Source organism: Gordonia rhizosphera NBRC 16068, assembly GCF_000298195.1.
GTDB classification, from domain to species: Bacteria; Actinomycetota; Actinomycetes; order Mycobacteriales; family Mycobacteriaceae; genus Gordonia; species Gordonia rhizosphera.
This window is the reverse complement of record NZ_BAHC01000025.1, coordinates 1-25,322: the sequence shown is the minus strand read 5'-3', so window position 1 is coordinate 25,322 and position 25,322 is coordinate 1. Positions and strand designations below refer to the sequence as shown.

Here is a 25,322-nt window from a genome sequence, read left to right as displayed (position 1 = left end):
CGATGACCGAGGCACTCAACGATCCCGAGATCGCCGAACTCGTCGAGCGGGAGGCGCGGCGGCGGGCGTCGACGATTCAACTGCTCGCGGGCGAGACCCCGCCGAGTCCGGCGGTGCGCGCGGCGGAGGCCGCCGGGCCGGCGGCGAAGTATGCGGAGGGCTATCCGGGAGCGCGCTACCACGGTGGCTGCGAGGTGGTCGACGAGATCGAGCAGCTCGCGATCGACCGCGCCTGCGCACTGTTCGGATCCGAGTACTGCAACATGCAGCCGCTCTCGGGCAGCGCCGCCAATCTGGCGGTGTATGCGGCCTTCGCGCAGCCGGGCGATCCGGTGCTCGCGCTGCGACTCGATCACGGCGGCCACCAGACGCAGGGCTCGCGGGCAAATTTCTCCGGGCGTTGGTTTTCGCCGGTCCACTACGGGGTACGTCGCTCCGACGAGCGCATCGACTATGACGAGTTGCGCGATCTCGCGCTGGTGCATCGCCCGCGCATCATCGCCGCCGGCGGGGCCGGCTACTCCCGATTCATCGACTACGCCGCCCTGCGGGCCATCGCCGACGAGGCCGAGGCGGTGTTGTGGGTGGATGCCGCCCATGTCGCGGGTCTCGTGGCCGGGGGAGTGGCACCGTCGCCGGTGCCCTTCGCGGATGCGGTCACCGTGGCGACCCACAAGGTGCTGCGGGGACCGCGCGGCGGGATGATCCTCGCCCGGCCCGCGCACCGTGCGGTCCTGCAGAAGGCGGTGCACCCGTTCGTGCAGGGTGGCCCGGCGATGGCGTCGATCGCGGCCAAGGCCGTCTGCATGCGTGAGTCGGGCACCGTCGAGTTCGCGGCGTATGCGGCGATGGCCGTGGCGCTCGCCGAACAGTTGTGTGCCGAACTCGTCGAGCGTGGACTGCGGATCGTCAGCGGGGGCACCGACACCCATCTCGCGGTCATCGACGTGACCGGTTTCGGTCTGACCGGAATCGAGGCGCAACGCCGGCTCGGCGCGGCCGGGATCGTGGTCGACAAGGCGGTACTGCCCTTCGACCCCGAGCCGGTGACCTCTGGTTCGGCGTTCCGCGTCGGGACGTCTGCGGCGGTCGTCGACGGACTCGACGCGCGGGATGCGCACCGACTCTCCGAGTGGATCGTGCGTGCGCTGCACGATCCTGTCGGTGGCCCGCAACACGCCGGGATCCGCGCCGAAATCGCGGAGACGCTCGACGGGTAGCGTTGTGCTGGTGTTCGATCCCGCCACCGGCATCCCCGGCCTCGCCGCCGGAGACCCCGGATCCCCGTTGGTCGCCCTGTCGGTGGCCGGCAGCGGTGGGGCGGGCGTGCCATTGCGTGAGCTGGCCCTCGTCGGGCTGACCGCCGCGGCCGTCACCTATCTGCTGACCTCGCTGGTCCGGGTCTTCGCCATCCGTGTCGGCGCGGTGGCGGTGCCTCGGTCCCGCGACGTGCATGTCATCCCGACGCCGCGCCTCGGCGGGCTCGGGATGTTCGCGGGAGTGGTGTCGGCGATCGCACTGGCGGCCAATCTGCCGGCCCTGACCCGTGGTTTCGCCTACACCAGCGACATGAGCGCGGTGATCGTGGCCGGGACGGTGATCGTGGTGGTCGGCATTGTCGACGACCGGTGGGGGCTCGACGCCCTGACGAAGTTCGTCGGACAACTCACCGCGGCCGGGGTGCTGGTGATCATGGGGGTCAGCTGGTATCTGCTGTATGTCCCGTTCGCCGACATCGGCACCGTCGTGCTCGACCCGCTGCAGGCCGGGCTGCTGACGGTCGCGGTCACGGTGGCGACCATCAACGCGGTCAACTTCGTCGACGGACTCGACGGGCTCGCTGCGGGCCTGGGTCTGATCGCCGCGTCCGCGATCTGCATGTTCTCGCTGGGACTGCTGCACGATCAGGGCGGCGACGTCAGCTATTACCCGCCCGCGTTGATCTCCACCGCGCTCGCCGGCGCATGCCTCGGCTTCCTGCCGCACAATTTCTCGCCGGCGCGCATCTTCATGGGCGACTCCGGTGCCATGCTCATCGGGCTGATGTTGGCGGCGGCCTCGACGAGTGCGTCAGGCCGCATCGCGATCAACGCCTACGGTCCGGCGGATGTGTTCACCCTGCTCTCGCCGCTGATCCTGGTGGCGGCCGTGGTGTTCGTCCCGATGCTCGACATGTTGATGGCCGTGATCCGAAGGACCCGGGCCGGTGTGGGCTTCCACACGCCGGACAAGATGCATCTACACCATCGGCTGCTGGAACTCGGTCATTCGCAGCGTCGGGTCGCGCTGATCATCTACCTGTGGGTCGGTGTGCTCGCCTTCTCCGCGGCGGCCAGTACCCTCTTCGGTGTCTCGGTGGTTGCGCCGATGTTCGGTGCGGGCCTGATCGTGGCGCTGCTGGTCACGATGGCGCCACGGCTGGCCCGGCAGATCGCGGAGTGGCAGACGCGGGGCCGCGCCGACCGGCCGGATCGGACCGATTCCACGACCCCGGGTCGGGGGCAGTCCGTGCCGCCGCTGCCCAAGTAACGCATTGGTAAAAAGCCGTGTACTATCTTGCGTAGTAGGTCGACGCAGGCGTGACCACGGTTTCTCCGGATAAGCGGCGGGCCAGTCGCGCACCGCATCGACGCTCTTCCGACCACACGGCGCGCAACCCCCCGGTTGGCGCGTCGGAGAGTGTTGGTAGTGTCACAGAAAACCGCGAGCTTACGCCCGGTGACTCTCGTCGCCGATCGCACGCTCGGTGTTCGCTGCGCAGCGGCGACGGGTATCAGTTGAGGAGAGGCGCATGACGACATCTGCCCCGGACTCGACTTCCTATTATCCTGCGGCCCCGACGGGCCTTCGACGACCCGGCATCATCGCCGCGATCGTGTGCGCCGGTGTCTTCGGACTCTGTATCGCCATCGGCCACGTGTGGTTCGCGGTCTTCTTCCTCGTCGGGACCGTGGCGATCTTCGTCAACGCGATCCTGGTGCGGCGTGCCGTCGAGGTCGTGGCCGCGCAGGAGCACCCGCGCAAGCAAGCGCTGGCCGTCAATTCCGCATTCCGGCTCGGGGCCATCACCGTCCTCGCGCTCCTGGCGGCGTTCCTGGTCCGGCCCGACGGGCTGGGCGCGATGTTCGGACTCGCCATCGGCCAGGTGATCCTGGTTCTCAACACGGTGATTCCGGTGATGAAAGGACTTCGTAAGCAGCTATGACCGCAACGTCTTATCTGGCCGAGGCGCAGATCGAGGTCGGCCACCACCAAGAGGTGGAATGGCTCGGCATGACCTGGAACCTGGACACGATCATCGCCAGTGGTCTCGCCGCCCTCATCGTGATCGCCCTCGCGTTCTTCGTGCGGTGGAAGATCACTTCCGGCAAACCCAACTCGGTACAGCTGTACTTCGAGGTGCTGACCGTCCAGATGCGCGGTCAGATCGAGGGTGCGATCGGCATGAAGATCGCGGGATTCGTTCTGCCACTGGCCGTCACGCTGTTCACCTACATCCTCATCGCGAACTGGTTCTCGGTCCTGCCGGTGCAGTACGCCAATGAGGAAGGCATTTCCAGTGAGGCCTTGAAGGTTGCGGCCTCCGACGTCAACTTCGTCTACGCGCTCGCACTGTTCGTCTTCGTCTGGTACCAGGTGGCCGGCATGCAACGTCGAGGCCCACTGCGTCACCTCAAGCAGACCGTCAAGGGACATGTCGCCTTCCTGGCGCCGATCAACATCATCGAGGAGATCGCCAAGCCGGTCTCGCTGTCCCTCCGACTTTTCGGCAACATGTTCGCCGGCGGCATCATGGTCGCGCTGATAGCCCTGTTCCCGGCGTGGATTCTCTGGGCGCCGAACGCCATCTGGAAGTCGTTCGACCTCTTCGTCGGTCTGATCCAGGCGTTCATCTTCGCCCTTCTGACCATCCTCTACTTCAGCCAGTCGATGGAGCTGGAGGACGAGCACCACTAGTTCGACCTGACCGGCGCCGCCGGTCGGACCCTAAGACCTGGCAACGCGGTTGCCAGTACCCACCCGAAAGGAAAGTTCTCAATGGATCCCAATCTGATTGGTCTGGGCGCGTTGATCGGCGGCGGCCTCATCATGGGCGGCGGCGCGATCGGTGCCGGTATCGGTGACGGTATCGCCGGTTCTCAGCTGATCGCTGGTATCGCTCGTCAGCCGGAGGCTCAGGGTCGCCTCTTCACCCCGTTCTTCATCACCGTCGGTCTGGTCGAGGCTGCGTACTTCATCAACTTGGCGTTCATGGCGCTGTTCGTGTTCGCCACCCCGATCTCCGGCCAGACCTCCTGATCTCGGCCGCTGAACGGATTCGCAAGGATCACTAAGGGAACCAACGAACAATGAATCTCGCCGCAGAGAACTTCCTCATCCCCAACGCCACGTTCTTCGCGTGTCTGTTGATCTTCGTGATCGTGCTCGTCGTCATCCGCACAATGGTCGTTCCGCCGATCTTGAAGGTGCTCGACGAGCGTGATGCGCGGGTTTCGCAGACTGTGCAGGACAATCGGGCGGCTGAGGCGAGCTATGAAAGCGCCGACACCGAGTACCGGGCCGCGATGAAGGAAGCCCGTGGGGATGCGACCGGTATTCGGGACGACGCACGAGCCCAGGCCAACGAGAAGTTGTCCGAGGCGAAGCGTCAGGCCACCGCGGAGTCGGACAGTGCACTCGCGGAGACCGCCAAGGCGCTCAAGGTCGAGGCGGACGACGCGCTCGAGACTGCGCGCCACGACGTCGACCGACTGGCGGAGACGCTGGCCGGGCGCGTGCTGGGATACGAGGTCAAGGCTCCAAAGACCGAGCAGACGGAGACGGTGAACTAAAGACAATGGACCTTTTCATCGGACAGCTCATCGGCTTTGCCGTCATCGCCTTCTTGTTCTGGCGGTTCGTGCTGCCGCCGCTCAAGCGGGCGGTGGTCAACCAACAGGACGTCATCGGTCGCCAGATCACCGATTCCGCGGCTGCCAAGTCACGCGTCGTCGACGCCCAGGCGGCGCACGACCGCGCTCTCGCCCAGGCCAGGAGTGAGGCGGAGGAACTGCACAACGGAGCGCTCCAGGACGCCAAGGGCATCACCGAGGACATCGCTGCACAGGCAGACGCGGAGGTTCAGCGAATCCACGCACATGGCGCGGCCCAAGGGGAACTGGCCCGGTCCAACATGGTCCGTCAGCTCCGCTCGGAGCTGGGGCTCTCCGCGGTCGACGGTGCGGGCGACCTCGTTCGGTCGCATCTGACCGACCCGGATGCGCGGTCGCGGAGTATCGACCGCGTCATCGACGAACTCGAGGCGATGTCGGTCGATTCCTCACAGTCGGTGCCCGGCAACGTCGAACTCCTCGGACTGCATTCGATGCGTGCCGGCAGCCGCGAGTCGGCGCGCCAGACGGCGAAGGTATTCGACGAGGCTGCTGCCGGTCTCGACGGCCCGACGCTGACCAACGCCGCCGACGAGCTCGTGAATGTCCTGGAGTTCCTGCACCGCCAGCCGGTGCTCCGTAAGAAGATGTCCGAGGTATCCGAAGGGCCTGCCGCCAAGGAGAATCTGGTGCGGAGGCTGTTCGAGGGCAAGGTCTCGCCGTTGGTGCTGACCGTGCTGATCTCGGCCAGCAATGGTCGCTGGTCGTCGACCGCCGATTACATCACCGGCCTTCGTCGGCAGGCAGCGATGATCGTCCTGACCGCCGCAGAGCGCGACGGTTCGATCGAGAGGGTCGAGGACGAGCTCTTCCGCGTCGGTCGGGTGCTCGATGCGAACCCCGAGCTGGCGTCGCTGCTCTCGGATCACACCCGCGATGCGGACAGGCGCGTTGAGATGCTGCGGTCCCTCGTCGGTGATCAGGTACACCCGCACACCTGGTACCTGCTGTCCCACCAGATTCGGCTGCTGCACGGCCAGCCGTCCGAGGTCGCCGTAGACCGTCTCGCACAGCTCGCCGCTGCGCGTCGCGGCGAGGTGGTGGCCCACGTGGTCTCCCCAACAGGGCTGACGGATGCGCAGAAGGCGCGGCTCTCGACCGTCCTGGGAACGATCTACGGCCGGACGATCTCGGTGCAGACCGAGATCGACCCGCAGATCCTCGGTGGTCTGCGCATCGGGGTCGGCGACGAGCTCATCGAGGCCGACGTCGCGACCCGATTGGCGAAGGCGGCCGAGAGCCTTCCCCGCTGACCGCGAGCAACCGACCAGCCACCATCCATCCCGCGAACAAACCAAACCAGCCGGACTGATCAAGAAAGACGAGTACCCATGGCGGAGTTGACGATCTCACCAGAAGAGATTAAGGGAGCGATCGAGCAGTATGTCTCGTCGTTCGAAGCCGAGGCCTCCCGTGACGAGGTGGGCATCATCACCGACACATCGGACGGCATCGCTCACGTCAGCGGCCTGCCCGGTGCGATGGCCAACGAGTTGCTGCAGTTCGAGAACGGTGTCCTCGGCGTGGCCCTGAACCTCGACGAGGACGAGATCGGTGCCGTCATCCTCGGTGACTTCGAGTCGCTGGAAGAGGGTCAGCAGGTCAGCCGTACCGGCGAGGTCCTCTCGGTTCCGGTGGGCGACAAGTTCCTCGGCCGTGTCGTCGACCCGCTGGGTGCCCCCATCGACGGGCTCGGTGACATCCAGGCCGAAGAGCAGCGTGTGCTCGAGCTCCAGGCCGCCACCGTGCTCGAGCGTCAGCCGGTCGAAGAGTCGCTGGCCACCGGTATCAAGGCCATCGACGCGATGACCGCGATCGGCCGCGGCCAGCGCCAGCTGGTCATCGGCGACCGCAAGACCGGCAAGACCGCTGTCTGCATCGACGCCATCCTGAACCAGAAGGCCAACTGGGACTCGGGCGACCCCGCCAAGCAGGTCCGCTGCATCTATGTCGCGATCGGCCAGAAGGGTTCGACCATCGCCGGCGTCAAGACCGCCCTCGAAGAGGCCGGCGCGATGGAGTACACCACCATCGTCGCCGCCCCGGCGTCGGACTCGGCGGGCTTCAAGTGGCTCGCGCCCTACACCGGTTCGGCCATCGGCCAGCACTGGATGTACCAGGGCAAGCACGTGCTGATCGTGTTCGACGACCTGACCAAGCAGGCCGAGGCCTACCGCGCCATCTCGCTGCTGCTGCGTCGTCCGCCGGGCCGCGAGGCCTACCCGGGTGACGTCTTCTACTTGCACTCTCGTCTGCTGGAGCGTTGCGCGAAGCTCTCCGATGCGATGGGCGGTGGGTCGATGACGGGTCTGCCGATCATCGAGACCAAGGCCAACGACGTCTCGGCGTTCATCCCGACCAACGTCATCTCGATCACCGACGGCCAGGTGTTCCTCGAGTCCGACCTCTTCAACAAGGGTGTCCGTCCGGCGATCAACGTCGGTACCTCGGTGTCCCGCGTCGGTGGTGCCGCACAGACCAAGGGTCTGAAGAAGGTGTCCGGCTCGCTGCGTCTGGAACTCGCCCAGTTCCGTGAGCTCGAGGCCTTCTCGGCCTTCGCCTCCGACCTCGACGACGCCTCCAAGGCCCAGCTCGAGCGTGGCGCCCGCTGGGTGGAGATGCTCAAGCAGGACCAGTACTCACCGTTCTCGGTGGAGGATGAGATCGTGTCGATCTACCTCTGCGGTGAGGGTCTGTACGACTCGGTGCCCGTCGACGACGTCCGCAACTTCGAGACGCAGCTGCTCAGCCACCTGCACCACCAGGCGAAGGGTGTCTACGACTCGATCGCCGGCGGCGCGGTGCTCACCGACGATCACGCGGAGGCGCTGATCGCCGAGACCAACAAGTTCAAGAACAGCTACCTCACCCACGATGGCAAGCGCGTCGTCAACGAGGCCGAGGCCAAGGCGATGGACTCGGAGAACGTCGAGCACGAGCAGATCACGGTCCGCAAGTGATCGTCTCGCCGGGCAGTTCTCTTCAGGAAAGGGGTGATGGCTGATGGCCAGCATTCGTGAACTGCGCTCGCGCATCCGGTCGGTGCAGTCGACGAAGAAGATCACCAAGGCGCAGGAGCTGATCGCGACCTCGCGGATCACTCGCGCGCAGGCGCGCGTCGCCGCGGCCAAGCCGTATGCGCACGAGATGACCGAGGTCCTCTCCGAACTCGCGAGCAACTCCGGATCGCTGGATCATCCACTGCTGGTGGAACGCGAGACGCCGCGTCGGGCCGGCATCCTGGTGGTCACCAGCGACCGCGGGATGTGCGGCGGCTACAACTCGAACGTGCTGCGTGCCACCCGCGAGCTCATGGCGCTGCTCCGCGAGGAGGGCAAACAGCCGGTGCTGTTCGTCATGGGGCAGAAGGGTGTCGGGTACTTCAGCTTCCGCAGCACGCAGATCGCGGATTCATGGACCGGGTTCTCCCAGGCCCCGGACTACTCCGACGCCAGCATGGCGACCAACTTCCTGGTCGATCTGTTCCTGGCCGGGTCGGGTGAGCAGGTCGAGTTGCCGGAGGGCGACGGAGCTCTCGAGGGTCTCGACGAGATTCACCTGGTGTACACGAAGTTCGTCACCATGCTGACGCAGGAGCCCGAGGTCCGCCGGATCGCGCCGCTCGTCGTCACGCAGCACGACGACCCGATGGAGGCCGAGATCCACAAGCCTTCGCGGAACTACTCGTTCGAGCCGGGTGCCGAAGCGCTCCTCGATGCGTTGTTGCCGAAGTACCTGGCGACCCGCGTGTACGCAGCGCTTCTCGATTCCGCGGCCTCGGAGTCCGCGGCGCGTCGGACCGCTATGAAGGCGGCAACCGACAACGCCGAGGAACTGTCCAAGACGCTGTCGCGTGAGGCCAACCAGCTCCGCCAGGCGCAGATCACCCAGGAGATCAGCGAGATCGTCGGCGGTTCGAGCGCCCTGGCCAACTGACCTATCGACCCGAAAGAGGAAGTGACCCAAGCACAATGACTGCAGCAGCAACACAGAGTGCGCCCGGCGAGACCGGGTCGACGCACGGCCGTGTCGTCCGGATCATCGGGCCCGTGGTGGACGTCGAGTTCCCGCGCGGCTCCATCCCAGACCTGTTCAACGCCCTGCACGCGGAGATAAGCCTCGCGGCCGTGGCCAAGACCCTGACCCTGGAGGTCGCGCAGCACCTCGGTGACAACCTGGTGCGCACCATCTCCATGCAGCCGACCGACGGCCTGGTCCGTGGCGAGACCGTCGTCGACACCGGCCGCCCGATCTCGGTGCCCGTCGGTGACGTCGTCAAGGGGCACGTGTTCAACGCCCTCGGCGACTGCCTCGACGCTCCCGGGACCGGCCGTGACGGCGAGCAGTGGAGTATCCACCGCAAGCCGCCGCCCTTCGACGAGCTCGAGGGCAAGACCGAGATCCTCGAGACCGGCATCAAGGTCATCGACCTGCTGACCCCGTACGTCAAGGGTGGCAAGATCGGCCTGTTCGGTGGCGCCGGTGTGGGCAAGACGGTGCTCATCCAGGAGATGATCACCCGTATCGCCCGCGAGTTCTCCGGTACGTCGGTGTTCGCCGGCGTCGGTGAGCGCACCCGTGAGGGCACCGACCTGCACCTCGAGATGGAGGAGATGGGCGTCCTGCAGGACACCGCCCTCGTCTTCGGTCAGATGGACGAGCCGCCGGGCACGCGTATGCGCGTGGCCCTGTCGGCGCTGACCATGGCGGAGTACTTCCGCGATGTGCAGCACCAGGACGTGCTGCTGTTCATCGACAACATCTTCCGGTTCACCCAGGCCGGCTCGGAGGTCTCCACCCTACTCGGCCGTATGCCGTCCGCGGTGGGCTACCAGCCGACCCTGGCCGACGAGATGGGTGAGCTGCAGGAGCGGATCACGTCGACCAAGGGACGTTCGATCACCTCGCTGCAGGCGATCTACGTGCCCGCCGACGACTACACCGACCCGGCCCCCGCGACGACCTTCGCCCACCTCGATGCGACCACCGAGCTCTCGCGTCCGATCTCGCAGCTCGGCATCTACCCGGCGGTGGACCCGCTGACCTCGACCTCACGTATCCTCGAGGCCTCGATCGTCGGCGACGAGCACTTCCGGGTTGCCAACGAGGTCAAGCGAATCCTGCAGAAGTACAAGGAACTGCAGGACATCATCGCCATCCTCGGTATGGACGAGCTCTCCGAAGAGGACAAGGTGACGGTGCAGCGCGCTCGTCGCATCCAGAAGTTCCTCGGCCAGAACTTCCTCGTCGCCGAGAAGTTCACCGGTCAGCCGGGATCGGTGGTGCCGCTCGCCGACACCATCGAGGCGTTCGACCGGGTCTGCAAGGGTGAGTTCGATCACCTGCCCGAGCAGGCGTTCAACAGCTGCGGTGGCCTCGACGACGTGGAGGCCGCGGCCGCCAAGATCGCCGGAAAGTAGCGGATCGCCATGGCAGAGAAGACCTTTCACGTCGAGGTCGTCGCGGCCGACGAGGAGCTGTACTCGGGTATGGCGACCTTTGTCATCGCGCAGACCACGGTCGGCGAGCTCGGTGTCCTCGCGAACCACGAGCCCCTGCTGGGTCAGCTCGTCCCCGGCGGCTTCGTGGTGATCGTGGCCGAAGACGGCACGCGGCGTTCTGCCGCGGTGCAGGGCGGGTTCCTGTCGGTGACCGGTGAGTCGGTGACCGTGCTCGCCGAGGCGGCACAGTGGGCGGAGGGTATCGACCCGACCGCCGAGAAGGCGGCCATGGAGGTCGCCGACCCCGGTAGCGACGAGTACAACCGCGCGCATTCGCGGCTGGTGGCTGCCGAACACGCGGGCAAGTAGCCAGAGAGCTCCCGGTAGCGGCCGGTCATCGCAGGAGCGATGACCGGCCGCTACCGTATGTCTGGCATGCTGGTGTCGGAACTGTCGCGCACCATTGTCATCAGCCCGCCGCGTGGCCGTTCGCGGGAGGTGTGCGCCGGTGTCGTTGCTCGTGGTCGTGCTGGGGGCGCTGCTCGCCGTGGCGGTGGTGGTCTGTGCCCTGCTGGCCTACCGATTGGGCCAGTTGCGCAGCGCGGGCACCCCGGTGCTTTTGCGCAGGCTTCCGGCCGGCGCCGACGAAGGCTGGCGCCACGGCACCATCCACTACGGCGACAACGCTCTTCGGTACTTCCGGTTGAGTTCGCTGCGGCCGGGACCCACACTCACGTTCTCCCGGCAGTCCATCGAGATCATCGGACGTCGGCGACCCGAGGGGTCCGAAGCCGACATCCTGCACGGCATGATCATCGTCGAGCTCGAACCCGATGCCGACGGCGGCGGGCACTCGTACGAGTTGGCCATGGCGCCCGGTGCGGACACCGCTTTTCAGTCGTGGTTGGAGTCGCGTCAGTCACGACGGTCGCAGCGATCGCAGCGGCGCCGGACCGCATGACCGGGAGCGGTGCCCGGGCCGCCGGAGGTGCGCAGTAGATTCGTCCCCATGGCGGTACACCTGACACGGATCTACACACGGACCGGTGACGATGGGACCACGGGTCTCAGCGATTTCTCCCGGGTGGCGAAGACCGACCTGCGGGTCGCGGCGTACGCGGACTGCGACGAGGCGAATGCGGTCATCGGGATGGCGTTGGCGCTCGGCGGCGACGTCCCCGCCGAGATCGTCGAGGTGCTGACAACCGTGCAGAACGATCTGTTCGACGCCGGCGCCGACCTGGCCACCCCGGTCGTGGAGAATCCGGAGTTCGCGCCGCTGCGGATCGAACAGGACTACATCGACGCCCTCGAGGCATGGTGTGACCATTTCGGTGAGGGGCTGCCCGCACTCGATTCGTTCATCCTGCCCGGCGGTAGCCGGCTCAGCGCGTTGCTGCACCACGCGCGGACTGTCACCCGACGGGCGGAACGGTCGGCGTGGGCCGCGGCGCAGGCGCATCCGGACGACACCAACGTACTGCCGGCCCGCTACCTGAACCGCTTGTCGGACCTGTTGTTCATCCTGTCCCGAGTGGCCAACCGACCGCCGCTGGGGACCGGTGATGTGAAGTGGATCCCGGGCGGGGATCGAACCCGCCTTCAGGCGCCGCCCGCGAGGCGTGAGTCACGGCGCTCGGGGACGGGCGACCGCTAAGGTGTCAGCGTGAGTGATCGTTTCATGGTCTCCGGGGGAGCCCGCCTGTCCGGCGAGGTCTCGGTGGGTGGTGCCAAGAACAGCGTGCTGAAGCTGATGGCTGCGGCGCTGTTGGCCGAGGGCGCCACCACGCTGACGAACTCCCCGGAGATCGCGGACGTGCCGCTGATGGCGGACGTGCTGCGTGGGCTGGGTGCGGTGGTGGCGATCGACGGGGACACCGTGGTCATCGAGTCGCCGGCCGAACCGAAGTTCCACGCCGATTTCGACGCGGTGAAACAGTTCCGCGCCTCGGTATGTGTACTCGGCCCGCTGATGGCGCGCTGCCATCGCGCGGTGGTCGCGCTGCCGGGCGGCGACGCGATCGGTTCCCGGCCGCTCGACATGCACCAGGCCGGTCTCCGGGCGCTGGGTGCCCACAGCTCGATCGAACACGGCTGCGTCGTGGCCGAGGCGGACGCGTTGACCGGTGCGCCGGTGGCCCTCGAGTTCCCGTCGGTCGGTGCCACCGAGAACATCCTGATGGCCGCGGTACTCGCCGAGGGGGTCACGACGATCGACAACGCGGCCCGCGAACCCGAGATCGTGGACCTGTGCGTGATGCTCCAGCAGATGGGCGCGCAGATCGACGGGGCCGGTACGTCGACCTTGACGGTGACCGGAGTGGACCGCTTGCATCCCGCCACCCACCGGGTGGTCGGTGACCGGATCGTCGGGGCCACCTGGGGGATCGCCGCCGCGATGACCCGCGGCGACGTCACGGTGCGGGGCGTCGAACCGGCCCACCTGCAACTCGTGCTCAACAAACTCGGCGACGCGGGCGCGCAGGTGGACCGTTTCGACAACGGATTCCGGGTCCGCCAGGACCGGCGGCCGTCGGCGGTCAACGTCTCGACACTGCCGTTTCCGGGGTTCCCGACCGACCTGCAGCCGATGGCGATCGGCATGGCGGCGATCGCCGACGGAATGTCGGTGATCACCGAGAACGTCTTCGAGGCCCGGTTCCGCTTCGTCGAGGAGATGGTGCGACTCGGTGCCGACGCCCGCACCGACGGGCATCATGCGGTCGTGCGTGGCATCGAACGCCTGTCGAGTGCACCGGTGTGGTGCTCCGATATCCGTGCGGGGGCCGGATTGGTGCTCGCGGGCCTGGTGGCCGACGGTGTCACCGAGGTGCACGATGTCGAACACATCGACCGTGGGTACCCGCATTTCGTCGAGAACCTCCGTAGCCTCGGCGGTGAGATCGAACGGGTCGGCTGACGCAGATGGCCGAGCACACACAACCCGGCGCGCACCCTGGGGCGGCAACCGGTGGGCACGATCGGCCCGATGTCGATGTCGCCGAGTGGGCAACCCGCTTCGACCTGCTCTCCGACCCTCATCGCCTCGAGATCCTGCTGGTGCTGCACCGACATCCGGGAATCATCGTCGGCGATCTCGCCGCGGCCGTGGGCCGTACCGAAACCGCTGTCTCCCAGGCTCTTCGGGTCTTAAGGCACCAGGGCTGGGTCACTTCGACCCGGGTCGGGCGGTCGGTGAGCTATCGCCTCGACGACGACACCGTGCACGATCTGCTGCACTGGATGGGTGCGGGTCACTCGTAGGTGCAGCCGACGACCTGTCCCAATGGACAGTCTGTTCACTTAAACATCTGAATATGTGGACAGATGATGGTGGCGGTCCTACCGTTCGAACATGCCCCTCACCGTTCCCGACGCCGCGACGACGGCGGTCGCCATGCACATGAGCGACGGCATCATCGACGCACCGGTGTCTCTGCTCTTCGGCCTGGTCGCCTTTGCCGGACTTGCGGTCTGCGTGTGGCGCGCCCGCACCGACCTCGACGAGAAAACCGTGCCGATGGCCGGTCTTGTCGCGGCGTTCATCTTCGCCGTTCAGATGATCAACTTTCCGATCCTGCCCGGCGTCAGCGGGCATCTGCTCGGCGGCGCATTGGCGGCCATCCTGGTCGGGCCGTTCACCGGTGCGCTCTGCATCGCGATCGTGCTGATCGTGCAGTCCCTGATGTTCGCCGACGGCGGTGTGACCGCGCTGGGTGCCAACATCACCAACATGGCACTGGTGTCGACCTTCGTCGGCTACCTCGTGGCACTGGCCGGCCACCGGCTGCTCGGTCGGGGGACGTCGGTGCGTCGGCTGGGCGTCGTGGCATTCGTTGCGGCACTGTGCGGGACGGTCGCCGCGGCCACCGGCTTCGTCGTCGAGTACGGTCTGGGCGGCGCGGCGCAGGCGTCGCTGACCACCGTGGCCGGCTACATGTGGGGGACCCACACGCTCATCGGAGTCGGCGAGGGACTCATCACGGCCGTCACGGTGATGGCGGTGGTCCGGGCGCGGCCCGACCTCGTCTATCTGTTGCGGTCCCGTACCTCGTACGCCACCGACCCGATCGGAGCTGTGGCATGACGACGACCAACACCCGGCCCCGGTTGCGCCGACGCACCTTCCTCGCGTTGTTTGCGCTCGCGGCCCTGCTCATCGCCGGAATCGTGTCCTACGCGGCGAGTTCGTCCCCCGACGGTCTGGACTCGGCCACGCTACGCGGCTGCCAGACCGCCACGGTCGACGGCGTCGAGGAGCTCACCGGCAACTGCATCGCCCAGCATGCGACAGACCACGCGATGGCGTCGTCGCCGCTGGCCGGCTACTCGGTGCGCGGCATCGGCCTGACCAACGGGATCGCCGGCGTGATCGGGGTGCTCGTCACCCTCGCCGTCGCCGGCGGATTGTTCTGGCTCATCGCCTCCCGTCGCTCGCGAAGTGCGGGTTCCGGCACCGACGGCGGCCGCTGACGTCATGGGCGCCGGGCATGCGCATCCGCTCTACCGGGCCGGGGAGTCGGCGGTCCATCGGGCTCCGGCAGAAGTCAAACTGGTGTGCCTGGTCGTCTTCGTCTTCGCCGTGGTTGCCACACCGCGCGAGATGTTCTGGCCGTACGCGGTCTTCGCCGCGATCCTGGTCGCGGTGTGGGCCCTGGGACACATTCCGATCGGCTGGATCGCGCCGCGCATGCTGATCGAGGTGCCGTTCGTCGTCCTCGCCGTCCTGCTGCCGTTCGCCGAGGGTGGCGACCGCGTGGAGGTGGCCGGGTTGTCGCTGTCGGTCGCGGGCCTGTACGCGGCCTGGGGGATCATCATCAAGGGCACGCTCGGTGTCGCGGCCTCGTTGACCTTTGCCGCGACGACCCCGGCACGGGCACTGCCGCTCGCACTGACACGCCTGGGGGTGCCCTCGACGGTGACCCCGGTGATCGTCATGATGCTGCGGTACACCGATCTGCTCTCGGCCGAGATCCGGCGCATGCACATCGCCCGACTCGCGCGCGGGGATTCCCCACGCATGGCACATCAGGCGGGTGCCGTGGCCAAGGGGGTGGGAGCGGTCTTTCTGCGCTCCTACGAGCGCGGTGAGCGGGTGCATCTCGCGATGATGTCGCGCGGCTTCACCGGGTCGATACCGGAGATGCTCGGTGTCGCGACAGCGCCCCGGGCCACCACCCGACTGTGGATCATCGTGGTGATGCCTGCGGTGATGGCGGTCGTGGTCGCGGTGATCGCCTGGGGGACAAGGTAATCGATGATTGACACCAGGCAGGTGGGACGGGAGTGACGGCCGGGATGGACACCGACGGTTTCGCGATCGAGGCAAGCGCCCTGAGATACGCCTACCCGGATGGGCACGTCGCCCTCGACGGCGTCGACCTGACGGTCCGCCCGGGGGAGCGCGTGGCACTGCTCGGACCGAACGGCGCCGGCAAGACGACCCTGATGTTGCACCTCAACGGTGTACTGCTGCCCACGTCCGGACAGGTCCGCATCAACGGCACACCGGTGGGCCGCAAGACACTGCGCGACGTCCGACGGCAGGTGGGTCTGGTGTTCCAGGACCCCGACGACCAGTTGTTCATGCCGACGCTGGCCGAGGACGTGGCCTTCGGCCCGGCGAACTTCGGCGTCGCGGGAGAAGAACTCTCGCGGCGGGTCGATGATGCCCTCGCGGTCGTCGGCATGACCGATCACGCCCGTCGCAGCCCCCATCATCTGTCCGGCGGGCAACGAAGGCGCGGCGCTTTGGCCACCGTATTGGCTTGTCGCCCAGACATTCTGGTTCTCGACGAACCGTCGGCGAATCTCGATCCGGTCGCGCGACGCGAACTCGCCGACACCCTGCTGGGGCTCGACACGACCATGCTCGTGGTCACCCACGACCTTCCCTACGCCGCGCAGCTGTGCGACCGCGCGGTCATCATCGACGACGGACGCGTGGTCGCCGACGGCCCGATCCTCGCCATCCTGTCCGACGCGCTGACCCTGGCGCGGCACCGTCTCGAACTGCCCTGGGGATTCGACGTCGCGGCGATGGCCGACCTGTCCGAACGGACAGGTCGTCGGCTCCCGACCGGCTAGCGCTGGACTCATAACGGACGGTATGACCGTCGAGACCTGTTGGCCGACAGTGTGACGCGCGTAACGTCGCCGGTGTTCGGTTCCCGACGTTGAGATGCGCCAGAAGGGCGCAGGAGGTCAGGTCATCATGCAGGTTGACGAACTACTGAAACCGTTCCCGATCAAGGAGTTCCACCCGTTCCCGCGGGCGATGATGGGCCCCGGTGCCCATGAGATGATCGGACCCGAGGCGCTCAAGCTCGGGTTCAAGAAGACGCTGGTGATGACCACCGGTCTGCGCGGCAGCGACACCGTTCACAAGATCGTCGAGTCGTGCAAATACCACGGCCTCGAGGTCGTCGTCTACGACAAGGTCGAGTCCAACCCCAAGGACTACAACGTCATGGACGCCGTGGCGATGTACAACTCCGAGCAGTGCGACTCGTTCATCTCGATCGGCGGCGGTTCGGCCCACGACGCCTGCAAGGGTGCCCGTGTCTCGGTGGCCCACGACGGCCGCAATGTCAACGAGTTCGAGGGCTTCAACAAGAGCGAGAACCCGAAGAACCCGCCGCACATCGCGGTGTCAACCACCGCCGGCACCGGGTCGGAGACCTCGTGGGCCTATGTCATCACCGACACCACCACCGATCCCGACAAGCCGCACAAGTACGTCGCGTTCGACGACGCCGCGGTGACCACGCTGGCCATCGACGACCCGGTGCTCTACTACGACTGCCCGGTCGCCTACACCGCCCAGTGCGGCTTCGACGTGCTCGCCCACGCCTCCGAGCCCTACGTGTCGCGGCTGAACTTCCCGCCGTCGATGGGTAACGCGCTGCACGCCGTCCGCATGACCGCGCGCCACCTGCGTGAGGCCACCTGGAATCCCACCGAACTGGCCGGTCGCGAGGGCATGATGTACGCCCAGTACATCGCCGCGCAGGCGTTCAACTCCGGTGGTCTCGGCATCATCCACTCGATCAGCCACGCGGTGTCGGCCTTCTTCGACACCCACCACGGCCTGAACAACGCCATCGCGCTGCCCCGCGTGTGGGCGTTCAACATGCCGGTGATGTACGAGCGCTTCGCCGACATGGCCGAGGCCATGGGCGTCGACACCCACGGCATGACCAAGGTGCAGGCCGCCGACGCGGCGCTCGAGGCGGCCATCCGGCTGCTCCGCGACGTGGGCATCGTCGAGCGTTTCGCCGACGTCAAGCAGGACACCTACCCGAAGAACCGGCTGGGTGAGGGCCCGACCAAGTTCTACGAGAACCGTAAGGAGATCACCACCGACGCGGCCACCATCGACGCCCTCACCAACCACGTCCTCGGTGATGCGTGCACCCCCGGCAACCCCAAGGAGTGCACCTTTGAGACCGTTCGCCCGGTCGTCGAACACTGCGTCAACGGCGATCTGGACGAACTGCTCCCGTAGCGGCAGCCACCTCTACGAGAGCGCAGCGGATGGCGGACCCACTGCCCCCGACTCGGGTCCGCCATCCGCTGCACATTCCCCAACGTCAGGTCAACAGATGAATTCCCATCGCAGAGAATCGGAGACGTCGATGTCCCTTCACCTTGCCGTCGATCCCGACAACGCCGACGGCGACGACGGTCCGGTGCAGTTCGCCGATGTCGCCGATGTCGTCGAGAAGTTCGCGGACGCAGGCTATCTGGCCGATCAGCGACTCGCGACGACGGTCTTTCTGCAGAGCCGGCTTGGCAAGCCGATCCTGTTGGAGGGCCCCGCCGGTGTCGGCAAGACGCAGCTGGCCAAGACCCTCGCCGAGGTCACCGGCCGTGAACTGTTGCGGTTGCAGTGCTACGAGGGCCAGGACGAGACCACGGCGCTCTACGAGTGGGATTACGGCAAGCAATTGCTGTACACACAGGTACTGCGCGAGAAGATCAGCCAGGTCGTCGCCGACGCCACGACGCTGTCGGAGGCGGTCGACCGGATCGGTGCCGAGGAAAGCGTCTTCTTCTCCGAGCGGTTCCTGGCGCCGCGCCCGCTGCTGGAGGCCGTGCGGTCCGAGACACCGGTCGTCCTGCTCGTCGACGAGGTCGACCGCGCCGACGAGGCGCTCGAGGCCGTGTTGCTCGAACTGCTTGCCGAATATCAGGTCTCGGTCCCCGAGATCGGCACCTTCGTGGCCACGCATCAGCCGATGATCGTGTTGACCTCGAACAACACTCGGGATCTCTCGGCGGCGCTCAAGCGGCGCTGTCTGCACCTGTCGCTGGATTATCCGGATGCGGCACGCGAACTCGAGATCATCAAGTCGAAGAACACCGGTCTGTCGGAGACCCTGGCGGCCAAGCTCGTCGAGATCGTCCGCGGGCTGAGGGAACTCGACCTGCGCAAGGCGCCAAGCATCTCCGAGGCGATCGACTGGGCGCGGACCCTTGCCGTACTCGGAGCCGAGGACCTCACCGCGGAGGTGCTCTCGCAGACCGCGAACGTCGTCGTCAAGTACGACCGGGACCTCAGCCGCGCACTCGACGCGCTCCCCAAACTCGTCGACCCCAATGCCGAAGTGCCCGAACATCTTCACTCACACGATTACGGTCACTCGCACAGCCACTCCCACGGTCCTCACTCGCACGGCGAGCACAGCCACGACGGCGATCATGACCACGACCACGGCAAGGACCACCGCGGCACCGCGAAGCGGGCTGCGATGGACGAACCGGGCCGGCACGGCGACGAGTACTATGGGTCGCCCGGGGCCAAGAGCGATGCCGGCACCCGCCAGGTGAGCGCCTCGCAGGGCAGTCGGTCGTTCAAGGCGCGCGGTGGCAAGGGCAAGCGTCCGTTCTAGCTGGGAGAGAAACCATGGAAGGAGCGGTGCACCGGTTCGTCCGGTTGCTACGGCTGCACGGTATCCGCATCGGTGTCTCGGAGGCCATGGACGCGATGTCGGCGGTGGCGACCGCGGAGATTCTCGACGATCGCGAGCTGCTGCGGTCGGCGCTCGAGGTGTGCCTGGTGAAGGACCGCCGCGACGAGGCGACCTTCCACGAGGTCTTCGACAAGTTCTTCGCGCTGCGTCCCGTCATCGAATCCGATGGGGGACATGGGCATTCGCATACCCACGACGACCTCTCCGACACCGGTGACCTGCAGGAGTACACGCTGTCCGAGGAGGTCGGCAACACCCCGCAACAGGGACACAGCCACGGGCCGCCGTCGGACATCCGTCGGTATTTCGACCCCGAGGACCTTGCCGAGCAGTACAACCTCCATCAGGAGGCCAACCGGCTCGACATGGCGTCGCTGACCGACGAGATCGTGTTGTCGGCCGACGAGGTGCCCAATTCCGAGGCGGCCGCCCGCGTACAGCTCACGGTGTCGCGCCTGCACAATCCTGGTCGCCCGGGCGAGCTGGTGTCGGGAAACTCGGCCGAACTCGATGTCGAACTGTCGGTCGCGCAGGAGATGGCGTTGCTGGACTGGCTCGATGCGGGTGATACCGAGTCCGGGCCGCAACCCGACGCGGAGGCGATCGCCGCGCTGCGATCGGCGCTGGCCGGTCTGCTCGACGGCCTTCCCGAGAAGCTCCGCGATCATCTCGAACAGCTGATGGCCACCGATCACGCGATCGAGGAGCGGGAGGTCAAGGCGTCGGTTCGTGACGCGATCCACGAACACGAGCGGGCCAGCCTCGAGGATTCCGTCCGACGTCTCATCCGCAGCCTGCACGGGGCTCCGCGCGCCCGGCGTAAGCTCGCGGCCCGCGGCACCGTCGACGCCGCGCGCACCATGCGGGCGAATCTCCGCTACGACGGGGTGCCGTTTCGTCCGATCACGGTCGCCAAGGTGACCGACCGGCCGAGTCTGCTCGTGCTCACCGACGTGTCGTTGTCGGTCCGTACCGCCGCACGGTTCACCCTGCAACTGGTGCACGGACTGCAGAGCATGGTCGCCCACGTCCGCTCGTTCGCCTTCGTGTCGGATCTCGTCGAGATCACCGACCTGTTCGCCGAACATCCTGCGGAGGAAGCGCTTTCGCTGGTGGTATCGGGGTTGCCGGCGGGCGGCGTACTCGACACCGACGCGGATTCGGACTACGGGAAGGCGTTGGCCACGTTCCTCGAGGAATACGGCGGTGCCGTCAATCGCCGCACGACGGTCATCGTGCTCGGCGACGGCCGCAACAACGGTCGTGACCCCAATCTGGCGGCCTTCGAGGAGATCACGCGGCGCGCGCGGGAGACGATCTGGATCACGCCCGAACCGAGTTACTCGTGGGGTCTGGGCTCGTGCGACCTACCCGCCTACGCGGCGCTCTGCGATCGTGTGCACGTCGTCCACGACCTGGCCGAACTCGAACAGGTCTCCGTTGACACGGCGGGCGCGTGACCGGGGTCACTCCGCGTAGGATCGCGTCCAGGGGCGGGTCAGACGACAGGTGAGGCGACGTGCGAACCGAATCGGGTGACACGATGATCCGGCAGGGTGTGCGCATCGCCAAGTTCCACACCCCGGAGATCATCATCGGCCACGGCTGCCTGGCCGAGGTGCCGCGGGCGGCGGTGGGCCTCGGCGTGCAGAGACTGATGATCGTCTCGGACCGTCGGCTGCAGGGCACGCCGTGGTATCCCGAACTCGCCGACCGGCTGCGCGCCGCCGACCTGCATGTCTCCTCGTTCACCGGGGTCTCGCCGAACCCGCGTGCCGGGGAGATCTCGGCCGCGCTCGAACACTACGAGGCGGCGCGCTGCGAGGGCATCGTCGCGCTCGGGGGTGGGTCGGTGATCGACGCCGCCAAGGGTGTCGCGATCCTCGCCGCCAATGGCGGCCACATCCTGCAGTACGAGGGGATCGACCGGGCGCGGCGTCCGTTGCCTCCGCTGGTCGCCGCGCCGACCACCGCCGGCAGCGGGTCGGATGTCTCGCAGTTCTGTATCGTCAACGATCTCGACCGCGGTACCAAGGTGACGATCATCGGCCGTGGCCTGGTACCCGATGTCTCCGTGATCGACCCACGACTACTCGCGACCCAGCCCCACGAGGTCGTCGCGCAGTCGGGGCTGGATGCGATCACACATTGCATCGAGGCCTTCGCCTCTGTCGCGCACAGCCGGCTGACCGACATCTCGGCGCTCTCGGCCATCGCGACCGCCTGGCGCAGCATCGAACGGCTCGTCGACGATCCGGGCGATCCGGACGCCGGACTCGACATGGCCTACGCCGCACTCGAAGCCGGGATGGCCTTCACCAACGCGATCCTGGGTGCCACGCATGCCATGAGCCATCCCGTGGGTGGACTGGTCGACGCCCCGCACGGCGCGATCAACGCGGTTCTGCTGCCACATGTCATCCGGTACAACGCGGAGGCCGATCCCCAGCCCTACGTCGAACTCGCCCGCGCGATCGGGATCGGGGAGGCGGGTTCGTCGTATGCGACCGCCGACCGGCTCGCCGACGAAATCGCGAAACTGGCTGCACGCGTGGGATTGCCGCCGTCTCTCGGGCGGCTCGGGGTACGACGCGAGCACCTCGAGATCCTCACCGGCAACGCGCTTGCCGACGCCTGTATGAGAACCAACCCGCGTCAGCCCACCGCCGCCGAGGTGAAGCGGATCTACGGCGAGGCACTCTGAGCCATGGACACCGGGGTGAACGACGACATCGCGCGGACCGTCGATACATCCGGCGCCGACGACGATCGAAGTGGGGGGCAACTCGATTCCCTGCTGGGCTTGCACTCGGTCAAGGGGTCGCACTACGCCCAGTACCGCGGCGTCGAGCAACGCCTGTCGCGCGTCGTCGGCGCACTGGACCGGATCTCGCGCGCGCTCGTGCAGACCGCGGAAGGACCGGAGAATCTCGTACTGTCTGTGGTACGGGCCGCCCAGGAACACCTCGATGCGGAGTGGGTGGTCTTCGCTCTGTGCGACGGGGAACTCGAACGCACCGGTCCTCGTCATCTGATGATGACCGGCGACGGAACCATCTACGCGTTCGAGGGTGTGCAGGCGGCCCGCACACCCAGCCATCTACCCGACACGGTCCTCAACCGGCTCAACGACCTGCTGCGCAACCAGATGGGCGAACTGATGCGTCCCGTGGTCGACGACCACCACCTGCACGTGCCGCTGCATCTCGACGGACGGGTCGTCGGCGGCCTGTCCGCATGGACCCCCGAGTGCTCCGTGGTCGATTCGGCGGACCTCGTCGTGATGCGGATCCTGGCGCGACAGGCCGTCGTCGCGCTGCTGAACGCTGCGCTGCTCGAGGAGTCCCGTCATCAACTGGCACGGGCCGAGGATGCCTTCGCCAAGGCCACCGAACATGCCGCCGATCTCGCTGCCCGCAATCTGGAACTCGAACGGACACAACGGGAACTGTCGGCGGCGATGCGTCAGCGACTCGTGGTCGAGGAACGTGAGCGTATCGCCCGGGAACTGCACGACTCGGTGACCCAATCGGTGTTGTCGGCCGGCATGCAGATCGAGGTGTGCCGCATGGAATCCGATCCGCGCACGGCGGAACGGCTCGAGGTGGCCGGACGGCTGACCCGCGATGCGGTCGATCAGTTGCGGTCGGTGATCTATGCGCTCAACCAGTCGCCCACGGTCAGCGAACTCGGTCTCGGCGAGGTTCTCGAAGGTCTGTGCTCGATGCACATGCCCGCCGACCTGGCCACCGATGTCCGCATCGTGGGTCGGGCCCGGGACCTGCCGGACGACGTGCAGCACGCCGTCCTGCGGATCGCCGGTGAGGCGCTGTTCAACACCGCGGTGCATGCCGCCGCGTCGTCGGCGCGGATCACCCTGACCTACACCGACTCCGGCGTCGCGCTGACCGTGGATGACGACGGGTGCGGCGATCCCGGACACATGCGTCGGGTCATGCGCGCGGCGCGGCTCGGCGACCTCGCCGGGCGACACCGCGGGCTCGCGAACATGGCGGCCCGGGCCGAGGAACTCGGAGGTGTACTCCGCGTGCGCCGGTCACGGCAAGGAGGCGTGCGCATCGCCGTGGAGATCCCGGTGCGCACGGATGGTCGGCCGACTGGCCGGGAACGGGAGGCGTGACATGACTTCTCCGCAGGTGACCGCGGTGCGCACGATGCTCGTCGACGACCACGCCCTGCTACGCGAGGGCATCCGGTCGCTGCTGGATCGGGAATCGTCGATCACAGTGGTCGGTGAGGCGGATTCGTACGACGCGGCGCTCGCCGAGGTGACCCGCTGCCGACCTGATGTCGTCGTGGTGGACCTCAAACTCACCGCCGGCACCGAATACGAGGGACTGCGGCTGATAGGCGAGATCGCGGCACGTCATCCGAGGGTCGCGACCTTGGTGCTGACCACCTTCCTCGACGACGACCTGGTGGTGCGTGCGGTCAAGGCGGGCGCCCGAGGCTATGTCGTGAAGGACGTCGACACGACCGAATTGGTCCGTGCGATCCAGTCGGTGTCGGGTGGCGGCAGCGCATTCGACCCGCGAAGTGCGGCCATCGTGCTGCGGACGGTGTCCGGGGAGGGAGACGGTCCCGAGGCACTCACCGAACGGGAGCGGGAAGTGCTCCGGCTCCTGGCCGACGGTATGTCCAACAAGAGCATCGGGCAGACGCTGTACATCTCCGAGTCCACGGTGAAGTTCCACATCCGCAACATCATCCGCAAGCTCGGTGTCTCGAAGAGGACGGACGCCGTCTACATCGCGAGCAAGAGAGGGTTGATCTGAGGGGTCGGGCGCGTCGGGCGGCGCGAGGGCTCCTGAAACCTCACATCACGGAGCGGTCATCGACGTCGGCGTATCCGCGCCCCGCTGGGGCGTGGACTTCAGGGCCGACCCGGGCCGCGTTCCGGTAGATCCTCGGATCAGTCCACGCATTACGGGTTCAGGACCAGCCATCCGCCGTGATCGGTGAAGGTCCGTGCCCCCGCGTGCGCCACCCGATCCGCCCAACGCCGTAGGTCGGCCTCGGTGAGCCGGAGCAGATGGCCGTAGTGCTCGCTGGGCTCGTCCTCGAACGGGACGGCCACGACGACGCGTTCGCGCGCGACCCGCAGCGCCTCGAGGATGGCCTGGATCGCGGCCTCCTCATCGAGGTGTTCGAGCAGGTGGATGAGCGTCACGGTGTCCACGGAGTCGGTGGCGAACGGGAGGCGCGTCGCGTCGCCGACAACCGCATCGACCGGTGTCCCGCGCCGGGTCGCCTGCCTGGTCAGATGGTCGATCGCCCCGGCCGTGATGTCGCACGCGCTGACTGCGTGACCGTCCTCGGCGAGTTGGAGCGCGAGGAAACCGAAGCAGCACCCGACCTCCAGGACGCTGTGTCCCCGAACCAGGCTCCGCGCTTGCCGGTGGACGGGGCCGAACGGCGACGTCCCGCTGGTCAGTTCGACGACGGAGTTGTCGTAGAAGGCCGCCCACCCCGCGTCGGCAGTGCCGGCGGTCGATTCGATGACCTGCACCGCAGCTGACTCGAATGCCTCCTGCCCGCACAGCACGCCACCCAGGACCAGGGGAGTCAGACCGTCGATCATCGTCGAGTCGCTGATCGTCGTCGTATCGAGCGAGTGCAGGATCTCGACAGTGCCGTCTCGACAGGCACGCCAAGCGAACCGCCCACACTCCTCGAAGTCCGCCGGCACTGACAACGTGCGCCGAACAACGGGGACCGTCCGGCGGGCCGGCGCGGGTGCAGCCGATGCGGATACCGAAGCGCTCACCCAACCGAGGGTAGGAAGGTAGCCGTCTGATCGGAACTGACCGAGGGGGCCGACCCACTGTCCAAAAGGATGGGACCAGCATGGCGCAGATCACAGTTGTGTACGGACGTACCAATCAGGTCGATGGACGACCGCCGGCGGCGGCGCCACGCCCCTGACCAGCACGTTGTCCGCCTGGCGCCGAGGC

26 protein-coding genes are annotated in these 25,322 nt (G+C 67.1%); 25 read left to right on the top strand and 1 reads right to left on the bottom strand.

The genetic code is table 11. The features are described from left to right. Positions 1–2 precede the first annotated feature (2 nt). The 25 genes from glyA to GORHZ_RS01955 all read left to right on the top strand — a co-directional run bounded on the left by glyA (position 3) and on the right by GORHZ_RS01955 (position 24,143). Positions 3–1,220 (top strand): serine hydroxymethyltransferase, encoded by a 1,218-nt coding sequence (gene glyA, locus GORHZ_RS02075; RefSeq protein ID WP_006329905.1) that lies wholly within the window; start codon positions 3–5, stop codon positions 1,218–1,220. 67 nt (positions 1,221–1,287) lie between these two features. Continuing rightward, positions 1,288–2,529 carry a glycosyltransferase family 4 protein gene (locus GORHZ_RS02070; protein WP_129912464.1) on the top strand — a complete coding sequence of 414 codons (1,242 nt, stop codon included), beginning with the start codon at positions 1,288–1,290 and terminating at the stop codon, positions 2,527–2,529. Positions 2,530–2,791: 262 nt separating this feature from the next. Next, complete coding sequence (locus GORHZ_RS02065; RefSeq protein ID WP_006329901.1) at positions 2,792–3,205, top strand: hypothetical protein; 414 nt, start codon at positions 2,792–2,794, stop codon at positions 3,203–3,205. Further along, the gene (gene atpB, locus GORHZ_RS02060; RefSeq protein WP_006329899.1) at positions 3,202–3,957 is read left to right on the top strand and encodes a F0F1 ATP synthase subunit A; all 756 of its coding nucleotides are present in this window, start codon (positions 3,202–3,204) and stop codon (positions 3,955–3,957) included. Before GORHZ_RS02065 ends, atpB begins: the two co-directional genes overlap by 4 nt. An 81-nt stretch (positions 3,958–4,038) precedes the next feature. Next, entirely contained in the window at positions 4,039–4,299 is a 261-nt protein-coding gene (locus tag GORHZ_RS02055; protein ID WP_006329897.1) for a F0F1 ATP synthase subunit C, read from the top strand. A 50-nt stretch (positions 4,300–4,349) separates the two neighbouring features. Further along, positions 4,350–4,832, top strand: a complete 483-nt coding sequence (locus GORHZ_RS02050; RefSeq protein ID WP_006329896.1) for a F0F1 ATP synthase subunit B — start codon at positions 4,350–4,352, stop codon at positions 4,830–4,832. A 5-nt stretch (positions 4,833–4,837) separates the two neighbouring features. Then, a complete protein-coding gene (locus tag GORHZ_RS02045) occupies positions 4,838–6,184 on the top strand; it encodes a F0F1 ATP synthase subunit B/delta (RefSeq protein WP_006329895.1) in 1,347 nt (448 codons plus the stop codon). 78 nt (positions 6,185–6,262) lie between these two features. Next, the gene (atpA, locus tag GORHZ_RS02040) at positions 6,263–7,891 is read left to right on the top strand and encodes a F0F1 ATP synthase subunit alpha (RefSeq protein ID WP_006329894.1); all 1,629 of its coding nucleotides are present in this window, start codon (positions 6,263–6,265) and stop codon (positions 7,889–7,891) included. A gap of 43 nt (positions 7,892–7,934) precedes the next feature. After that, positions 7,935–8,867, top strand: coding sequence for a F0F1 ATP synthase subunit gamma (locus GORHZ_RS02035; RefSeq protein ID WP_006329893.1), 933 nt, complete (start codon positions 7,935–7,937; stop codon positions 8,865–8,867). Between the two features lie 35 nt (positions 8,868–8,902). Continuing rightward, a complete protein-coding gene (gene atpD / locus GORHZ_RS02030) occupies positions 8,903–10,351 on the top strand; it encodes a F0F1 ATP synthase subunit beta (protein WP_006329892.1) in 1,449 nt (482 codons plus the stop codon). A gap of 9 nt (positions 10,352–10,360) precedes the next feature. Further along, the gene (locus tag GORHZ_RS02025) at positions 10,361–10,741 is read left to right on the top strand and encodes a F0F1 ATP synthase subunit epsilon (protein ID WP_006329891.1); all 381 of its coding nucleotides are present in this window, start codon (positions 10,361–10,363) and stop codon (positions 10,739–10,741) included. 139 nt (positions 10,742–10,880) lie between these two features. Beyond that, a complete protein-coding gene (locus GORHZ_RS02020; RefSeq protein WP_006329890.1) occupies positions 10,881–11,333 on the top strand; it encodes a DUF2550 domain-containing protein in 453 nt (150 codons plus the stop codon). 48 nt (positions 11,334–11,381) lie between these two features. After that, positions 11,382–12,029, top strand: coding sequence for a cob(I)yrinic acid a,c-diamide adenosyltransferase (locus GORHZ_RS02015; RefSeq protein WP_006329889.1), 648 nt, complete (start codon positions 11,382–11,384; stop codon positions 12,027–12,029). A gap of 9 nt (positions 12,030–12,038) precedes the next feature. Continuing rightward, positions 12,039–13,292, top strand: coding sequence for a UDP-N-acetylglucosamine 1-carboxyvinyltransferase (gene murA, locus GORHZ_RS02010; RefSeq protein WP_006329888.1), 1,254 nt, complete (start codon positions 12,039–12,041; stop codon positions 13,290–13,292). A gap of 5 nt (positions 13,293–13,297) precedes the next feature. Then, complete coding sequence (locus GORHZ_RS02005; protein ID WP_006329887.1) at positions 13,298–13,636, top strand: ArsR/SmtB family transcription factor; 339 nt, start codon at positions 13,298–13,300, stop codon at positions 13,634–13,636. Between the two features lie 91 nt (positions 13,637–13,727). Then, positions 13,728–14,459 carry an energy-coupling factor ABC transporter permease gene (locus GORHZ_RS02000; RefSeq protein WP_006329886.1) on the top strand — a complete coding sequence of 244 codons (732 nt, stop codon included), beginning with the start codon at positions 13,728–13,730 and terminating at the stop codon, positions 14,457–14,459. Next, positions 14,456–14,845, top strand: a complete 390-nt coding sequence (locus GORHZ_RS01995) for a PDGLE domain-containing protein (RefSeq protein WP_006329885.1) — start codon at positions 14,456–14,458, stop codon at positions 14,843–14,845. The genes GORHZ_RS02000 and GORHZ_RS01995 overlap by 4 nt, the downstream gene beginning before the upstream one ends. A gap of 4 nt (positions 14,846–14,849) precedes the next feature. Next, a complete protein-coding gene (gene cbiQ / locus GORHZ_RS01990) occupies positions 14,850–15,626 on the top strand; it encodes a cobalt ECF transporter T component CbiQ (protein WP_006329884.1) in 777 nt (258 codons plus the stop codon). 44 nt (positions 15,627–15,670) lie between these two features. Continuing rightward, positions 15,671–16,459, top strand: a complete 789-nt coding sequence (locus GORHZ_RS01985) for an energy-coupling factor ABC transporter ATP-binding protein (RefSeq protein WP_040529776.1) — start codon at positions 15,671–15,673, stop codon at positions 16,457–16,459. A 127-nt stretch (positions 16,460–16,586) separates the two neighbouring features. Beyond that, positions 16,587–17,879 carry an NDMA-dependent methanol dehydrogenase gene (mdo, locus tag GORHZ_RS01980; RefSeq protein ID WP_006329882.1) on the top strand — a complete coding sequence of 431 codons (1,293 nt, stop codon included), beginning with the start codon at positions 16,587–16,589 and terminating at the stop codon, positions 17,877–17,879. 130 nt (positions 17,880–18,009) lie between these two features. Then, positions 18,010–19,266 (top strand): AAA family ATPase, encoded by a 1,257-nt coding sequence (locus GORHZ_RS01975; protein ID WP_006329881.1) that lies wholly within the window; start codon positions 18,010–18,012, stop codon positions 19,264–19,266. 14 nt (positions 19,267–19,280) lie between these two features. Continuing rightward, positions 19,281–20,807: a VWA domain-containing protein gene (locus GORHZ_RS01970; protein WP_006329880.1), complete on the top strand. Its 1,527-nt coding sequence runs from the start codon at positions 19,281–19,283 to the stop codon at positions 20,805–20,807. 83 nt (positions 20,808–20,890) lie between these two features. Further along, on the top strand, positions 20,891–22,051 hold the full coding sequence (locus GORHZ_RS01965; protein WP_040529774.1) for an iron-containing alcohol dehydrogenase: 1,161 nt from the start codon (positions 20,891–20,893) through the stop codon (positions 22,049–22,051). Between the two features lie 3 nt (positions 22,052–22,054). After that, complete coding sequence (locus tag GORHZ_RS01960; protein WP_006329878.1) at positions 22,055–23,488, top strand: MadS family sensor histidine kinase; 1,434 nt, start codon at positions 22,055–22,057, stop codon at positions 23,486–23,488. 1 nt (position 23,489) lies between these two features. Continuing rightward, complete coding sequence (locus GORHZ_RS01955; protein ID WP_006329877.1) at positions 23,490–24,143, top strand: MadR family response regulator transcription factor; 654 nt, start codon at positions 23,490–23,492, stop codon at positions 24,141–24,143. A 149-nt stretch (positions 24,144–24,292) separates the two neighbouring features. Here GORHZ_RS01955 and mftM read toward each other — a convergent pair whose 3' ends face one another. Continuing rightward, positions 24,293–25,135 (bottom strand): mycofactocin oligosaccharide methyltransferase MftM, encoded by an 843-nt coding sequence (gene mftM / locus GORHZ_RS01950; protein ID WP_040529766.1) that lies wholly within the window; start codon positions 25,133–25,135, stop codon positions 24,293–24,295. Positions 25,136–25,322: the final 187 nt, after the last annotated feature.

What these genes read in the sequence shown, in the direction of transcription:
- glyA (WP_006329905.1), top strand. Translation starts at nt 3, where the DNA reads ATGACCGAGGCACTCAACGATCCCGAGATCGCCGAACTCGTCGAGCGG.
- GORHZ_RS02065 (WP_006329901.1), top strand. Translation starts at nt 2,792, where the DNA reads ATGACGACATCTGCCCCGGACTCGACTTCCTATTATCCTGCGGCCCCG.
- atpB (WP_006329899.1), top strand. Translation starts at nt 3,202, where the DNA reads ATGACCGCAACGTCTTATCTGGCCGAGGCGCAGATCGAGGTCGGCCAC.
- GORHZ_RS02055 (WP_006329897.1), top strand. Translation starts at nt 4,039, where the DNA reads ATGGATCCCAATCTGATTGGTCTGGGCGCGTTGATCGGCGGCGGCCTC.
- GORHZ_RS02050 (WP_006329896.1), top strand. Translation starts at nt 4,350, where the DNA reads ATGAATCTCGCCGCAGAGAACTTCCTCATCCCCAACGCCACGTTCTTC.
- GORHZ_RS02045 (WP_006329895.1), top strand. Translation starts at nt 4,838, where the DNA reads ATGGACCTTTTCATCGGACAGCTCATCGGCTTTGCCGTCATCGCCTTC.
- atpA (WP_006329894.1), top strand. Translation starts at nt 6,263, where the DNA reads ATGGCGGAGTTGACGATCTCACCAGAAGAGATTAAGGGAGCGATCGAG.
- GORHZ_RS02035 (WP_006329893.1), top strand. Translation starts at nt 7,935, where the DNA reads ATGGCCAGCATTCGTGAACTGCGCTCGCGCATCCGGTCGGTGCAGTCG.
- atpD (WP_006329892.1), top strand. Translation starts at nt 8,903, where the DNA reads ATGACTGCAGCAGCAACACAGAGTGCGCCCGGCGAGACCGGGTCGACG.
- GORHZ_RS02025 (WP_006329891.1), top strand. Translation starts at nt 10,361, where the DNA reads ATGGCAGAGAAGACCTTTCACGTCGAGGTCGTCGCGGCCGACGAGGAG.
- GORHZ_RS02015 (WP_006329889.1), top strand. Translation starts at nt 11,382, where the DNA reads ATGGCGGTACACCTGACACGGATCTACACACGGACCGGTGACGATGGG.
- GORHZ_RS02005 (WP_006329887.1), top strand. Translation starts at nt 13,298, where the DNA reads ATGGCCGAGCACACACAACCCGGCGCGCACCCTGGGGCGGCAACCGGT.
- GORHZ_RS02000 (WP_006329886.1), top strand. Translation starts at nt 13,728, where the DNA reads ATGCCCCTCACCGTTCCCGACGCCGCGACGACGGCGGTCGCCATGCAC.
- GORHZ_RS01995 (WP_006329885.1), top strand. Translation starts at nt 14,456, where the DNA reads ATGACGACGACCAACACCCGGCCCCGGTTGCGCCGACGCACCTTCCTC.
- cbiQ (WP_006329884.1), top strand. Translation starts at nt 14,850, where the DNA reads ATGGGCGCCGGGCATGCGCATCCGCTCTACCGGGCCGGGGAGTCGGCG.
- GORHZ_RS01985 (WP_040529776.1), top strand. Translation starts at nt 15,671, where the DNA reads ATGGACACCGACGGTTTCGCGATCGAGGCAAGCGCCCTGAGATACGCC.
- mdo (WP_006329882.1), top strand. Translation starts at nt 16,587, where the DNA reads ATGCAGGTTGACGAACTACTGAAACCGTTCCCGATCAAGGAGTTCCAC.
- GORHZ_RS01975 (WP_006329881.1), top strand. Translation starts at nt 18,010, where the DNA reads ATGTCCCTTCACCTTGCCGTCGATCCCGACAACGCCGACGGCGACGAC.
- GORHZ_RS01970 (WP_006329880.1), top strand. Translation starts at nt 19,281, where the DNA reads ATGGAAGGAGCGGTGCACCGGTTCGTCCGGTTGCTACGGCTGCACGGT.
- GORHZ_RS01965 (WP_040529774.1), top strand. Translation starts at nt 20,891, where the DNA reads ATGATCCGGCAGGGTGTGCGCATCGCCAAGTTCCACACCCCGGAGATC.
- GORHZ_RS01960 (WP_006329878.1), top strand. Translation starts at nt 22,055, where the DNA reads ATGGACACCGGGGTGAACGACGACATCGCGCGGACCGTCGATACATCC.
- GORHZ_RS01955 (WP_006329877.1), top strand. Translation starts at nt 23,490, where the DNA reads ATGACTTCTCCGCAGGTGACCGCGGTGCGCACGATGCTCGTCGACGAC.